The organism is Massilia eurypsychrophila, assembly GCF_002760655.1.
Taxonomy (GTDB): Bacteria; Pseudomonadota; Gammaproteobacteria; order Burkholderiales; family Burkholderiaceae_D; genus JAFCUW01.
This window is the reverse complement of the sequence record NZ_PDOC01000001.1, coordinates 548,166-560,504: the sequence shown is the minus strand read 5'-3', so window position 1 is coordinate 560,504 and position 12,339 is coordinate 548,166. Positions and strand designations below refer to the sequence as shown.

The 12,339-nt window shown below is 64.3% G+C and carries 14 protein-coding genes; 7 read left to right on the top strand and 7 right to left on the bottom strand.

Annotated elements, in window-relative coordinates; genetic code table 11:
- Nucleotides 1-13: 13 nt before the first annotated feature.
- The 3 genes from CR105_RS02595 to gpmA are packed head-to-tail and all read right to left on the bottom strand — an operon-like array spanning nt 14 to nt 3,771.
- Nucleotides 14-1,552 (bottom strand): S41 family peptidase, encoded by a 1,539-nt coding sequence (locus CR105_RS02595; RefSeq protein WP_099786848.1) that lies wholly within the window; start codon nt 1,550-1,552, stop codon nt 14-16.
- An 8-nt stretch (nt 1,553-1,560) separates the two neighbouring features.
- Nucleotides 1,561-3,009: a murein hydrolase activator EnvC family protein gene (locus CR105_RS02590; RefSeq protein WP_099786847.1), complete on the bottom strand. Its 1,449-nt coding sequence runs from the start codon at nt 3,007-3,009 to the stop codon at nt 1,561-1,563.
- 15 nt (nt 3,010-3,024) lie between these two features.
- A complete protein-coding gene (gene gpmA, locus CR105_RS02585) occupies nt 3,025-3,771 on the bottom strand; it encodes a 2,3-diphosphoglycerate-dependent phosphoglycerate mutase (RefSeq protein ID WP_099786846.1) in 747 nt (248 codons plus the stop codon).
- A 117-nt stretch (nt 3,772-3,888) separates the two neighbouring features.
- Between gpmA and CR105_RS02580 the strand changes: the two genes are divergently transcribed.
- The 4 genes from CR105_RS02580 (at nt 3,889) to CR105_RS02565 (ending at nt 6,299) form a co-directional block, all read left to right on the top strand.
- Nucleotides 3,889-4,290: a rhodanese-like domain-containing protein gene (locus tag CR105_RS02580; RefSeq protein WP_099786845.1), complete on the top strand. Its 402-nt coding sequence runs from the start codon at nt 3,889-3,891 to the stop codon at nt 4,288-4,290.
- Between the two features lie 19 nt (nt 4,291-4,309).
- Nucleotides 4,310-4,579, top strand: coding sequence for a glutaredoxin 3 (gene grxC, locus CR105_RS02575; RefSeq protein ID WP_099786844.1), 270 nt, complete (start codon nt 4,310-4,312; stop codon nt 4,577-4,579).
- Between the two features lie 133 nt (nt 4,580-4,712).
- A complete protein-coding gene (secB, locus tag CR105_RS02570) occupies nt 4,713-5,186 on the top strand; it encodes a protein-export chaperone SecB (RefSeq protein ID WP_099786843.1) in 474 nt (157 codons plus the stop codon).
- A 90-nt stretch (nt 5,187-5,276) separates the two neighbouring features.
- The gene (locus CR105_RS02565) at nt 5,277-6,299 is read left to right on the top strand and encodes an NAD(P)H-dependent glycerol-3-phosphate dehydrogenase (protein ID WP_370660660.1); all 1,023 of its coding nucleotides are present in this window, start codon (nt 5,277-5,279) and stop codon (nt 6,297-6,299) included.
- 77 nt (nt 6,300-6,376) lie between these two features.
- Here CR105_RS02565 and CR105_RS02560 read toward each other — a convergent pair whose 3' ends face one another.
- Genes CR105_RS02560 through mscL form a run of 4 tightly spaced genes read right to left on the bottom strand, consistent with a single transcriptional unit; the run spans nt 6,377 to nt 9,140 of the window.
- Nucleotides 6,377-6,760, bottom strand: a complete 384-nt coding sequence (locus tag CR105_RS02560) for a cupin domain-containing protein (RefSeq protein ID WP_099786841.1) — start codon at nt 6,758-6,760, stop codon at nt 6,377-6,379.
- 13 nt (nt 6,761-6,773) lie between these two features.
- The gene (locus CR105_RS02555; RefSeq protein ID WP_099786840.1) at nt 6,774-7,478 is read right to left on the bottom strand and encodes a DUF2461 domain-containing protein; all 705 of its coding nucleotides are present in this window, start codon (nt 7,476-7,478) and stop codon (nt 6,774-6,776) included.
- Nucleotides 7,479-7,530: 52 nt separating this feature from the next.
- Entirely contained in the window at nt 7,531-8,697 is a 1,167-nt protein-coding gene (locus CR105_RS02550) for a Do family serine endopeptidase (protein WP_099786839.1), read from the bottom strand.
- A gap of 20 nt (nt 8,698-8,717) precedes the next feature.
- The gene (gene mscL / locus CR105_RS02545) at nt 8,718-9,140 is read right to left on the bottom strand and encodes a large conductance mechanosensitive channel protein MscL (protein WP_099786922.1); all 423 of its coding nucleotides are present in this window, start codon (nt 9,138-9,140) and stop codon (nt 8,718-8,720) included.
- Nucleotides 9,141-9,425: 285 nt separating this feature from the next.
- On the opposite strand from mscL, the gene petA reads away from it, so the two are divergent.
- Genes petA through CR105_RS02530 form a run of 3 tightly spaced genes read left to right on the top strand, consistent with a single transcriptional unit; the run spans nt 9,426 to nt 12,251 of the window.
- The gene (gene petA / locus CR105_RS02540) at nt 9,426-10,040 is read left to right on the top strand and encodes a ubiquinol-cytochrome c reductase iron-sulfur subunit (RefSeq protein ID WP_099786838.1); all 615 of its coding nucleotides are present in this window, start codon (nt 9,426-9,428) and stop codon (nt 10,038-10,040) included.
- Between the two features lie 2 nt (nt 10,041-10,042).
- Nucleotides 10,043-11,455, top strand: coding sequence for a cytochrome b (locus tag CR105_RS02535; RefSeq protein WP_099786837.1), 1,413 nt, complete (start codon nt 10,043-10,045; stop codon nt 11,453-11,455).
- Between the two features lie 34 nt (nt 11,456-11,489).
- Nucleotides 11,490-12,251, top strand: coding sequence for a cytochrome c1 (locus CR105_RS02530; protein ID WP_099786836.1), 762 nt, complete (start codon nt 11,490-11,492; stop codon nt 12,249-12,251).
- The last annotated feature ends 88 nt before the right edge of the window (nt 12,252-12,339 follow it).

Below are 12,339 nucleotides of genomic sequence, written 5' to 3'. Positions count from 1 at the left end.
GAAGCGCCATGGCTCATTTCTTGACCGGTGCGCCCTTGATGTCGGGCGGCGTGACCTTGGCCGGCACCGGCGCCACCGGCACTGCCGGCTCCACCGCCTCGATCGCCAGGTCGGCCTTGGCCAGCTGGACCGGCAAGCCCTTGAAATGGTTCAGCGCCTGGGTCAGCTGGAAGTCGTCCTTGCTGCCGAACTCGAGCGGCTTGCGGTTCTTGCTGGCCGCGGCGCCGCGCCGCTCCTCCTCGAGCTCGTCGCGCTTGACCTTGTTGGCCTGCATTTCGCCCATCGTGGCGGCCTTCTCGCCCTTGTCGTCGCCGGCGCCGAGGTGCTTCATCAGGTCGGCTTCGCGCACGCGCAGGCCGTTCAGGCCGTCGCCGTCGGCGGTCTCGTCGACCAGCAGGTCGGGCATGATGCCCTTGGCCTGGATCGAGCGGCCCTGCGGCGTGTAGTAGCGCGCGGTGGTCAGCTTGACGGCGGTCTCGGGCGAGAGCTGGCGCAAGGTCTGCACCGAGCCCTTGCCGAAGGTCTGGCTGCCCATGATGATGGCGCGCTTGTAGTCCTGCAGCGCGCCGGCGACGATCTCCGACGCCGACGCCGAGCCGGTGTTGACCAGCACCACCATCGGCACGGTCTTGAGGCCGGCCGGCAGCTTGGCCAGCGGGTCGCCGCCGCTGCGGCCGGCGTAAAACTCGCGGCGGCCGTAGAACTTCTGGTTCGAGTCGGGCAACTGGCCGATCGTCGAGACGATGACTTTATCTTTAGGCAAGAAGGCGGCGGACACGCCGATCGCGCCCGGCAGCAAGCCGCCCGGGTCGTTGCGCAGGTCGAGCACCAGGCCCTTGATGTTGGGCTCCTGGGCGTACAGCGCATTCGCTTTTGCCGCCAGCTCGTCGAGCGTCAGTTCCTGGAACTGGCTGATGCGCAGCCAGGCATAGCCCGGCTCGACGATCTTGCCCTTGACGCTGTGGACGCGGATTTCCTCACGCACCAGCGGCACCGTCAGCGGCCGGTCCTCGCCGCGGCGGGCGATCGTCAGCACGACCCTGCTGCCGGGCGCGCCGCGCATTTTCTTGATTGCCTCTTCGAGCGACAGGCCCTTGATCGGGGTGGCGTCGATGCGGGTGATCAGGTCGCCCGGCTTGATGCCGGCGCGGTAGGCCGGCGAATCCTCGATGGGCGAGACGATCTTGACGTAGCCGTCCTCGGTCGACACTTCGATGCCGAGGCCAACGAAGCGCCCCTGCATGCTCTCGCGCATTTCCTTGTAGGCCTTCTTGTCGAGATAGACCGAATGCGGGTCGAGCGAGGCGACCATGCCGGTGATCGCTTCCGACAGCAGCTTGCGGTCTTCGACCGGCTCGACGTAATCGGACTTGATCAGTCCATACACGTCGGCCAGCTGGCGCAATTCGTCCAGCGGCAGCGACGCGCCGCCGGCCTTTTGCGCGATGGCGGGAAACTGCATCGACAGGGCGACGCCGGCCACCAAACCGATGCCGACCAGGCCGGCGGTACGGGCGCGCCCGCCCGCCTTGGGAATAGTGTTCTGCTTCATGGTGTACCTTAGAATTTGATCCAGCTTGCCGGGTCGAGCGGCTTGGCCATATGCCTTATCTCAAAGTATAGACCCGATTCCTCGTTACCGCCTGTGTTGCCGACAGTGGCAATCGGATCGCCCGCCTTGACGGCGGCGCCTACGCTTTTGAGCAAGGTCTCGTTGTTGGCGTAGACGGCCAGATAGTTGCTGCCGTGCGAGACGACGATCAGGTTGCCCATGCCGCGCTGCCAGCCGGCGTAGACGACGCGGCCGTCGGCCAGCGCGCTCACTTCGGCGCCGGCGACGGCCTTGATGAACACACCTTTCCAGGTGACGCCTTCGCGCTTGGCGCCGAACTTGGCGGCGACCCTGCCGGCCACGGGCGGGCGCAACTGGCCGCGCAGGCTGGCAAAGGCGCCGTCGGTGCCGGTTGGCGCCAGCGCGATGTCGGCCGGGCGCGCCGCCGCCGGGTCCGGGACCGGCGTGGCTGGCTTGGCCGCCACCTTCGGTTCGTCGGCATCGATCGGATCGGGCTTGAAGGCAGGCTTCGGCTCACCCGGCTTCGGCTTCGGCCTGGCGGCCGCCTCGCGCGCCAGCCGTTCGCGTTCGGCCTTCTTGCGCGCGGCGGCCAGCGCCTTCGCCTCGGCGTCGGCCCTGGCGCGCGCGGCGGCAACGACGGCCAGGCGGCGCTGCTCGGCGGCGGCCGCTTCGGCCTGCTCCTGGATCAGCCGGGTCAGCTTGTCGACCAGGCCGGCCAGGCGCTGCTCGTCACGCTCGAGGTTGCCCACCTCCTTGCGCTGGACTGCGAGCTTGCTCGACACCGAGCTGAGCAAGGCGGCGCGGCGGATCTTTTCCTTTTCCAGCACGGTTTTTTGCTGCTGTTGTTCGGCGGCGATTTCTTCCAGCTCGTCCTTGGCGTTCTGGGTCTGCTCGCGGTTCGTCTCGACCGCCAGCAAATTGCCGCGCAGCGCGGCAAGCAGGCGCGCCTGCGCCTGCGACACATACGCCATCAGTTGCAGGTCGCGGTTGATGCGGTTCGGGTTGTCGCCCGACAGCAGCAGCTTGATGCGGTCTTCGTTGCCGGCCTTGTAGTGTTCGCGCAGCAATCTGGCCAGCTGCTTTTTCTGCGCGGCGATGGTGGCGGCCAGCTTTTCCTGCGCCGTTTCCAGCTCGCCCAGCCTGGCATTGGTGCCGCCCTGCTCGGCGGCGAGGTCGCGCAGCGCGCGGTTGGCGTCGGAGATGGCTTCCTCCGACTCGGCCAGCGTGTCGGCGGCGTTTTCCTTTTCGCTTTCGGTGCGGCTGATGTCGCGCTTCAAGGTCGACAGCTTTTGCTGGATGCCAGCGCGGGTCGCTTCGGCGCTCGCCTTCTGCTTGCTCCGTTCGGTGGGCTTGGCGGCGCCATGGGCGCCGTTCGCGGCCAGTACCAGGGCAGTTAGGCAAAATGCCAACACCGCCCTGCCGGCTTGCTTCTTCATTGCTTCTTGCAAACCTTACCTGGCCTTCCCTTGGGCCGCGACGGCGGCGGTGGCGGCGGCGATCGCGACCTGGTCGCCCAGGTAGTAGTGGCGGATCGGTTTCAGGTCGGCGTCGAGCTCGTAGACCAGCGGCTGGCCATTCGGAATGTTGAGGCCGACGATGTCGGCGTCGCTGATACCGTCGAGCATCTTGATCAGCGCGCGCAGGCTGTTGCCGTGCGCCGAGATCAGGATCTGGCGGCCGGCGCGGATGGCCGGGGCGATGTCCTCGTCCCAGGCCGGCATCACGCGCTCGACGGTGTCTTTCAGGCATTCGGTCAGCGGAATGGCCGACTTCGGCAGCCTGGCGTAGCGCGGGTCGTTGAAGGAGGCGCGCTCGTCGTTTTCTTCCAGCGGCGGCGGCGGCGTGTCGTAGCTGCGGCGCCACACCAGCACCTGCTCGTCGCCGTACTTGGCGGCCGTCTCGCCCTTGTCGAGGCCTTGCAGGGCGCCGTAGTGGCGCTCGTTGAGGCGCCAGTCGTTGATCACGGGCAGCCACATCATGTCCATCTCGTCCATCGTCAGCCACAGCGTGCGGATCGCCCGCTTGAGCACCGACGTGTAGGCCAGGTCGAAGGTGAAGCCGGCGTCTTTCAAGACCTTGCCGGCGTTTTTCGCTTCGGCGGCGCCCTTGGCGGTCAGGTCGACGTCGGTCCAGCCGGTGAAGCGGTTATCCAGGTTCCAGGTCGATTCGCCATGGCGCATGAGAACGATTTTGTACATGATCTTGAATTCTTTAGGTGAGCGGGTGGACGGGCGCGGCGCAAAAAGCGGCGAATTATAAACAGTTCGATCTTCTATTTTATAATGCGCGGATTGACTTAAACCATTGGAACCCTTGTGAAATTCATTATCGACCATATTTTTACCGTTGCGCTGGTGCTCATTTCCGGTGGCGCCCTGCTGTGGCCGGCGTTGCAGCCGCGCGGCAAGCGCTCTTCGCCGCTGCAGGTGACCCAGGTCATCAACCGCGGCAAGGCGACCATCGTCGACGTGCGCCCGGCGGAAGAATTTGCAAAAGGGCATTTGCGCGACGCGAAAAACATTCCGCTGGCAGACTTGGCCACGCGGATCGGCGAACTCGACAAATCGAAGTCGCGCTCCGTGGTGATCGTGTGCCAGACCGGCGCGCGCGCCGACAAGGCGGTCCGGCAACTTGCCGCGGCCGGATTCGACGATGTGGTCAGCCTCGACGGCGGCCTCACCGCATGGCAGGCCGCAGGCTTGCCGGTGACAAAGTAATTAACAAGGAGTTCCGAACATGACCACCCAAGCCCATGTCGTGCTGTACCACACGGCCAGCTGCCCGTACTGCGTGCGCGCCGAACGATTGCTCGAAGCGAAAGGCGTCACCGATATCGAACGCATCCGGGTCGACCTCGATCCCGAGCAGCGCGTCGTGATGATGCAGAAAACCGGGCGCCGCTCGGTACCGCAGATCTACGTCGGCGACACCCATGTGGGTGGATTCGACGATTTGTATGCGCTCGATCAGGCGGGACGGCTCGATCCCTTGTTAAATGGCGTTTGACTGAAAAACTGACGCCTGGGCGGCAAAGCTATTGTTACGACATTGGTTTTGATACAATTGCCGTCGCGTTTGATCCCAAGCACATTTGGCGCGGCCGGTCGCCGCGCCTCTCATCTCTCAACGAAAGCGCTCCATGTCTGACGAAAACCTGCAACCCGTATTCCAAATCCAACGCGTCTACCTGAAAGACATGTCGCTGGAACAGCCGAATTCGCCATCGATCTTCCTCGAGCAGGAAGCACCGACCATCGAAGTATCGCTCGACGTTGGCGCCGAAGCCATTGCCGACGGCATCTACGAGTCGACCGTGACGATCACCGTGACCGCCAAGGTCAAGGACAAGGTCGCGTTCCTGGTTGAAGGCAAGCAAGCCGGTATCTTTGAAGCGCGCAACATTCCCGCGGACCAGATGGATCCCCTGCTGGGAATCGGTTGCCCGAACATCGTCTACCCTTACCTGCGCGGCAACATCGCCGACGTCATCACCCGTGCCGGCTTCCCGCCAGTGCACCTGGCCGAAATCAACTTCGAAGTGTTCTACCAGCAGCGCCGCCAGGCCCTGGCAGAAGCTGCCGCCGGCGCCCCGGCGGACGGCGCGCTGAACTAAGCAGGTCGGCTTTACGGCAGTAATTGGCAGCGGGCGGGGTTTTCCCCGCCCGCGCCTCATTTGGGCGTCTGAACTTCCATGCAAAATAACTTGGCTTCACCTGTTGGCAGAATCACCGTGCTCGGCGCCGGCGCCTGGGGCACCGCGGTCGCCATCGCGCTGGCCGCGCGCCACGACGTGCTGCTATGGGGGCGCAACGGCGCCGCCATGGCAGAGATGGCCGAACAGCGCGAGAACCGCGGCTACCTGCCCGGCTTCGCGCTGCCGCCGCAACTGCGCATCGGCGCCGATTTCGGTGCCGCCGTCGCCCACGTGGCCGATGCGCTCGACGCGCCCGCGCTGTTGATTGCCGCCTGCCCGGTGGCCGGGCTGCGCCCGCTGCTCGAGCAACTCAAGGGGCGTCGCCTGCCGAACGTGGTGTGGCTGTGCAAGGGCTTCGAATACGGCAGCGGCCTGCTGCCGCACCAGGTGGTGCGCGCCGTGCTGGGCGACGCGGTGGCGGGCGCGGCGCTGTCGGGGCCGTCGTTCGCGCAGGAAGTGGCGCGCGGCCTGCCGTGTGCGCTGACGGTGGCGTCCGAATCGGCGGCGCTGTGCGAGCGGGTCGTCGCGCTGGTCCATGGCGGCAATATCCGGGTGTATTCGAGCGACGACCTGATCGGCGTCGAAGTCGGCGGCGCCGTCAAGAACGTGCTGGCGATCGCCACCGGCGCGGCCGATGGCCTGGGGCTGGGCCTGAATGCGCGCGCCGCGCTGATCACGCGCGGGCTGGCCGAAATCACCCGGCTTGGCGCCGCACTCGGCGGCCAGGCGGCCACTTTCATGGGGCTGACGGGGATGGGCGACCTGATCCTGACCTGCACCGGCGACCTGTCGCGCAACCGCCGCGTCGGGCTGGAACTGGCGCGCGGCAAGAAGCTCGATGACATCGTGGCCGAACTGGGGCATGTGGCCGAAGGCGTGCCGTGCGCGCGCGCGGTGCGCGAACTGGCGGCGCGGCTCGGCGTCGACATGCCGATCACCAACGCGGTGGCCGGCGTGCTGTTCGACGGCGACGATCCGCGCGCGATGGTGGCGCAGCTGCTGGCGCGCGATCCGCGCGGCGAGTCGGCGTAAGGGCGACCACCAGCGCGTCGCCCTCGTTCGCGCGGCGTCATTGCTGGCGGTGGCAGGAATGACGGCCTTGCGGCTGACTAAGCGAGTTGCTCTTCGGTGCCGCCGCGCGTCAGCAGGTCTTCGGTATCGCGCCGCTGGTGCAGCAGGATCGTCAGCAGGCCGACCGCGTCGACCACCGCGCGCACCGCGTGCGGCACGCCGCCGGCCAGGTACAGCATCTCGTTGGGCAGCAAGCTGACGGTACGGCCGTGGGCGTCGACTTCGATCTCGCCTTCCAGGCATTGCAAGGTCATGTCGCCATCGACGCGGTGCACCGGCATCGGGCGCTCCTTCGGCAACACCAGCCGGATCAGCTCCATGTGCTCTGTCTTGGCCAGCGCCACCGAGGTGAAGAAGGCGATGTCGTCGTCGCCGCGCGCCAGTTTGATCTTGTCGCCGGATGCTGCGTGTTGCAATGCCATGATGGGTCCTTTTCTAAGCGGCACCTAAGTCCGCTTCATCGACTGCTTCCTTCACGCCGCGCAGCCAGGTGACCAGCGCGAACGCGTCCTTGAATCCGTACGCCAGCTGCGGCACCAGCAGCTCGGGGCTATTTAACGCAAGGTCGACCTCGGTCCATACGAAAAAGCTTTTCAGCTTCAAGTAGGTGATGTGCTCGTGGTCGGCATCGAACCCCTTCGGCGGGCGCTGCAAGCTGTCCTCGAACAGCAGGTCGCCGTAGGTGGCGCGCAGCTGTTTATTCTTCAGCACTTTGGCAAATCCTGTCGCATCATTGACGACGTTGTCGCGGATCGCCTTCAGGCGCGGCGGCGGCGGCAGGTATTCGCCGGCGCCGAAACTGAGCTTGCCGCTGCCGTCGAGCTGGAAATAATAGGTCGAGCCGCCGCCGGCGCTGGGACGGCGCTTGTCGAACGGCGTGATGCCGGCCGAAAAGCGCGTCTTGTACGGGCTCTTGTCGTGCGAAAAGCGCATGTCGCGATTAATGCGGAACATCGCCTTCTTCGGGTTGCAGGCAGCTACCTGCTTGTCGAACGTCGACAGCTCGGCGATGAGCTCGGTGACGACGGCAAGAAATTCCTCGCGCAAGATGTCGTAGCGCGGCTTGTTCATGATGAACCATGGACGGTTGTTGTTGCTCGACAGTTCGGTGAGGAACTGCGTCAGGTCGCGCAAATGCATGGATCAACTTCCAGGGATGTGGTGATAACTGGCAGGATAATAGAAGCCGGGATTATTCGGCGGCGACAACGCGCGGGCGCTTGCCGACGGTGACGTCGACGGTCGCCTCGCGGTCCTTGCGCATCACCGTCATGCGCGTCTTCGCGCCTGGCGCGAGCTGGGCGATGGCGGCGAGCATCTCGGCGGTGTTGGCGACGGGTTTGCCGGCCACCGACAGCAAGATGTCGCCAGGCTTGATGCCGGCGCGGTCGGCCGGGCCGTTGCGCACCACGCCGGCGATGATCGCCCCGGTGCTGCGCGCCAGGTTGAAGCTTTCGGCCAGCTCCGGCGTGATGTCCTGCGATTCGATGCCGATCCAGCCGCGCACCACCTGGCCGGTCTTGATGATTTCTTCCATCACCGACTTTGCGGTCGAGACCGGGATGGCAAAGCCAATGCCGACCGAGCCGCCGGTTTGCGAATAGATCGCCGAGTTGATGCCGATCAGGTTGCCGCGGGTGTCGATCAGCGCGCCGCCCGAATTGCCGAAGTTGATGGCCGCATCGGTCTGGATGAAGTTTTCGAACTGGTTGATGTGCAGGTTGTTGCGCCCGACCGCCGAGATGATGCCCATGGTGACGGTCTGGCCGACGCCGAACGGATTGCCGATCGCCAGCACGACGTCGCCGACGCGCGCCTGCTCGGCCTGGCCGAGCACGATCACCGGCAGGTTCTTCTGGTTGATGCGGATCACCGCCAGGTCGGTCTCCGGGTCGGTGCCGACCACCGTCGCCGGCGCCTTGCGGCCGTCGGCCAGCACCACTTCGATCTCGTCGGCGGCGTCGACGACGTGGTTGTTGGTCAGGATATAGCCGTCGGGGCTGACGATGACGCCCGAGCCGAGGCTGGACGCCTGCTCGTCGCGCGGCAGGCGGTCGCCGAAGAACTTGCGGAAGAACGGGTCGCGCAGCAACGGATGGTTTTGCTTGAGCGCCTTGCTGGTGAGGATGTTGACCACCGCCGGCATGGCGCGCCCGGCGGCGTCGCGGTAGCTGCCGACGGCCGGCATGCCGGCGACGGCAGGCGCCGAGCCCTGCAGCACGGCCACCGGACTGCCCGGGCTGCTCGGCTGCGGCCGCGGCAGGCCGCCAAGCCAGTCGGGGCGCATCGCCTGCAGCACGAAGTACACCGCCAGGGCGATGGTGACAGCTTGCGCAAACAGCAGCCAGAAGCGTCGCATGGTGGATTCCGCCTTTATCGTTACGGCCGCAGCCTGAGGCCGTCGCGGATCTCGCGCAGCAGCAGCACCTCTTCCGGCGTGACGGTCGCCATCGGCACCGGCGCGGCGGTGATGCGCAGCCGGTTCATCATGCGGATCATCTGGAAGATGACGAAGGCGAGGATGATGAAATTGATCAGCACGGTCAGGAAGTTGCCGTATGCCAGCACGGCGCCGGCCTTCTTGGCTTCCACCAGCGGCAAGGTCCAGCCCTGGTCGTTGAGCGGGATGTAATAGCTGGCGAAATCGAGCCCGCCGAACAGCCGGCTGATGGGCGGCATGATGATGTCCTGCACCAGCGAATCGACGATGCGGCCGAACGCGCCGCCGATGATCACGCCGACGGCAAGGTCGACGACATTGCCCTTCATTGCAAACTGCCTGAATTCGCCCATCATGCTCATCGTCATCCCCGGTGATTTTATGAAAAATGCATCTTAATCATACATCGAACCTATCGGAAACAAAACAACCGGCTGCGGCGCCAATCGGGCGTCGGCATGTTCTTTTTACCCCATCTGGGTAGTTTTATGCGCACATTAGCATCCGAAAACCCCGCCATATGGGGCGCGATGGGGCAACTGCAACATTTTTTCTTTAATTCGGATGCCGCTTCCCTTATAATTTAAGGTTGCTAGAAGCTCCGTAGGGCTTCTGAAGATTTCGCATTTTGACTGATTGGGGTTGGTATGAGTAACGAAAAACAGGTCGATCCAGGCCGCCGGGGCATGTTGGTCGCCACGTGCGCGGCGGGCGGTGTTGTCGGTTTAGCCACGGCAGGCGCCTTGGTCAGTACTTTCCAGCCGTCGGAGCGGGCCAAAGCGGCCGGCGCCCCGGTGGAAGCGGATATCTCGGACATTGCGCCGGGCACCATGAAAGTGGTGGAATGGCGCGGCAAGCCGGTGTGGATCTTGCGCCGCACGCCCGAAATGATGGCGTCGCTCGCCAAGCTCGACGCCGAAATGGCCGATCCGGCGTCCGACAAGTTCTATCAGATCGACACGCCGGCCTACGCCAAGAACGCCACCCGTTCGCGCGCCGAGCACAAGGAAGTGCTGGTCGTGGTGGGCATCTGCTCGCACCTGGGCTGCTCGCCGTCGTCGCGCTTTGCCACCGGCGCACAGCCAAGCCTGCCGGACGACTGGGCAGGCGGCTTCATCTGCCCTTGCCATGGATCGACGTTCGACCTGGCCGCGCGCGTATTCAAGAACAAGCCGGCGCCGACCAACCTCGACGTGCCGCCGTATATGTACCTGTCCGACACCAGGATCGTAATTGGTAAAGACGAGAAAGGCGATGCATAATCATGGCAGCTTTTAAAGAAACCAAATTCCCTGCCGATGCGCCGGTTGCCGAAAAGGCACTGGGCTGGGTCGACGACCGCTTTCCGCTGACCAAGCTGTGGAATGACCAGTGGGGCAAGTACTACGCGCCGAAAAACTTCAACTTCTGGTACATTTTCGGCATCCTGGCGACCCTGATTCTGGTGCTGCAGATCGTCACCGGCATTTTCCTGACGATGCACTACAAGCCGGACGCCAACCTGGCCTTCGGCTCGGTCGAGTACATCATGCGCGAAGTGCCGTGGGGCTGGCTGGTGCGCTACATGCACTCGACCGGCGCGTCGGCGTTCTTCATCGTCATCTACCTGCACATGACGCGCGGCCTCTTGTACGGCTCGTACCGCAAGCCACGCGAACTGATCTGGCTGTTCGGCTTCGGCATCTTCCTCGCGCTGATGGCCGAGGCGTTCTTCGGCTACCTGCTGCCATGGGGCCAGATGTCGTACTGGGGCGCCCAGGTGATCGTCAACCTGTTCGGCGCCATTCCGCTGATCGGGCCGGACCTGTCGCTGTGGATCCGCGGCGACTACGTCGTCTCCGACGCCACCTTGAACCGCTTCTTCGCCTTCCACGTCATCGCCATTCCGCTGGTTATCCTCGGCCTGGTCATGGCGCACCTGATCGCACTGCACGAAGTGGGCTCGAACAACCCGGACGGCATCGAAGTCAAGGATACGCTGGGCCCGGACGGCCATCCGCTCGACGCCGTGCCGTCGCACCCGTACTACACCTACCACGACCTGTTCGGCGTGTCGGTGTTCCTGCTGATCTTCAGCGCGGTGATCTTCTTCGCCCCTGAGATGGGCGGCTACTTCCTGGAGTACAACAACTTCATCCCGGCCGATTCGCTCAAGACCCCGCTGCACATTGCGCCCACCTGGTACTTCACGCCGTTCTACTCGGTGCTGCGCGCCACCACCGCCGATTTCATGTACGTCATGATGGCTGTGGTTGCCGCTTACGTCGTGTTCATCTGGCTCAAGTCGCGCCTGTCGTCCAAGACCAAGGCGATCATCGCCGTGGTCGGCATCCTGATGATCATCGGCATGCTGCCGCAGGTCCTCGACGCCAAGTTCTGGGGCGTGGTGTTCTTCGGCGCATCGGTGATGATCATCGCCGGCCTGCCGTGGCTGGACCACTCGCCGGTGCGCTCGATCCGCTACCGTCCGGACTGGCACAAGTATGTCTACATCGTGTTCGGCCTGTCGTTCGTCATCCTCGGCTACCTCGGCACCCAGGCGCCGAGCCCGATCGGCGGCGTCGTCTCGCAGGTGTGCACGCTGCTGTACTTCAGCTTCTTCCTGTTGATGCCATGGTGGAGCGCGATGGGCACCTTCAAGCCGGTGCCGAAACGTGTGACTTTCCAGCCGCACTAATCGACGACATCACAAGCGCAAAAGGACTCTTTACATGAATTTCACGAAACAACTAATCGCCATCCTGGCGTTGCTGCCAGGCCTGGCATTTGCCAGCGAAGGCGGGATCCCGCTCGACAAGGCACCGGAGCGCACGAGCCTGACCTCGCTGCAAAACGGCGCCAAGCTGTTCGTCAACTATTGCCTGAACTGCCACTCGGCGGTCAACATGCGTTACAACCGCCTGAAGGACCTGGGCCTGACCGAAGACCAGATCAAGAACAACCTGTTGTTCTCGGCTGACAAGGTCGGCGACCTGATGACGACGTCGCTGCGTCCGGCCGACGCGAAGGCCTGGTTCGGCGCGGTACCGCCTGACCTGTCGGTCATCGCGCGCGCCAAGGCATCGCCGGCCGGCACCGGCGGCGACTACCTGTACACCTACCTGCGTACTTTCTACAAGGACGACACCCGTCCGACCGGCTGGAACAACATGGTGTTGCCGAACGTGGCAATGCCGCACGCGATGTGGCAGCTGCAGGGCATTCGCACTGTCAAGATGGTCGACGAGAAGGATCCGCACGACGCCACCAAGACGGTGCACAAGTTCGCCGGCTTCGAGCAGGTCGCGCCCGGCACGATGAACCAGATGGAATTCGACACCGCGACGGCTGACCTGGTCAGCTATCTCGAGTGGATGGCCGAACCGGCGCAAGGCACGCGCAAGCGTCTCGGCGTGTGGGTGCTGCTGTTCCTGTCGCTGTTCTCGCTGCTGTGCTGGCGCCTGTCGGTATCGTACTGGAAAGACGTCAAGTAAGTCATTCATCGCCCGTGAACTTCGCGGGCGATCACTTTGGGGTGAGCCGCTAGCCGTTTCACCCCCTTTGTTTCTAAGGAACTATAAA

Coding starts and splice junctions, on each gene's coding strand:
- CR105_RS02595 (WP_099786848.1), bottom strand. CDS start 1,552: ATGAAGCAGAACACTATTCCCAAGGCGGGCGGGCGCGCCCGTACCGCC.
- CR105_RS02590 (WP_099786847.1), bottom strand. CDS start 3,009: ATGAAGAAGCAAGCCGGCAGGGCGGTGTTGGCATTTTGCCTAACTGCC.
- gpmA (WP_099786846.1), bottom strand. CDS start 3,771: ATGTACAAAATCGTTCTCATGCGCCATGGCGAATCGACCTGGAACCTG.
- grxC (WP_099786844.1), top strand. CDS start 4,310: ATGACCACCCAAGCCCATGTCGTGCTGTACCACACGGCCAGCTGCCCG.
- secB (WP_099786843.1), top strand. CDS start 4,713: ATGTCTGACGAAAACCTGCAACCCGTATTCCAAATCCAACGCGTCTAC.
- CR105_RS02560 (WP_099786841.1), bottom strand. CDS start 6,760: ATGGCATTGCAACACGCAGCATCCGGCGACAAGATCAAACTGGCGCGC.
- CR105_RS02555 (WP_099786840.1), bottom strand. CDS start 7,478: ATGCATTTGCGCGACCTGACGCAGTTCCTCACCGAACTGTCGAGCAAC.
- CR105_RS02550 (WP_099786839.1), bottom strand. CDS start 8,697: ATGCGACGCTTCTGGCTGCTGTTTGCGCAAGCTGTCACCATCGCCCTG.
- mscL (WP_099786922.1), bottom strand. CDS start 9,140: ATGAGCATGATGGGCGAATTCAGGCAGTTTGCAATGAAGGGCAATGTC.
- petA (WP_099786838.1), top strand. CDS start 9,426: ATGAGTAACGAAAAACAGGTCGATCCAGGCCGCCGGGGCATGTTGGTC.
- CR105_RS02535 (WP_099786837.1), top strand. CDS start 10,043: ATGGCAGCTTTTAAAGAAACCAAATTCCCTGCCGATGCGCCGGTTGCC.
- CR105_RS02530 (WP_099786836.1), top strand. CDS start 11,490: ATGAATTTCACGAAACAACTAATCGCCATCCTGGCGTTGCTGCCAGGC.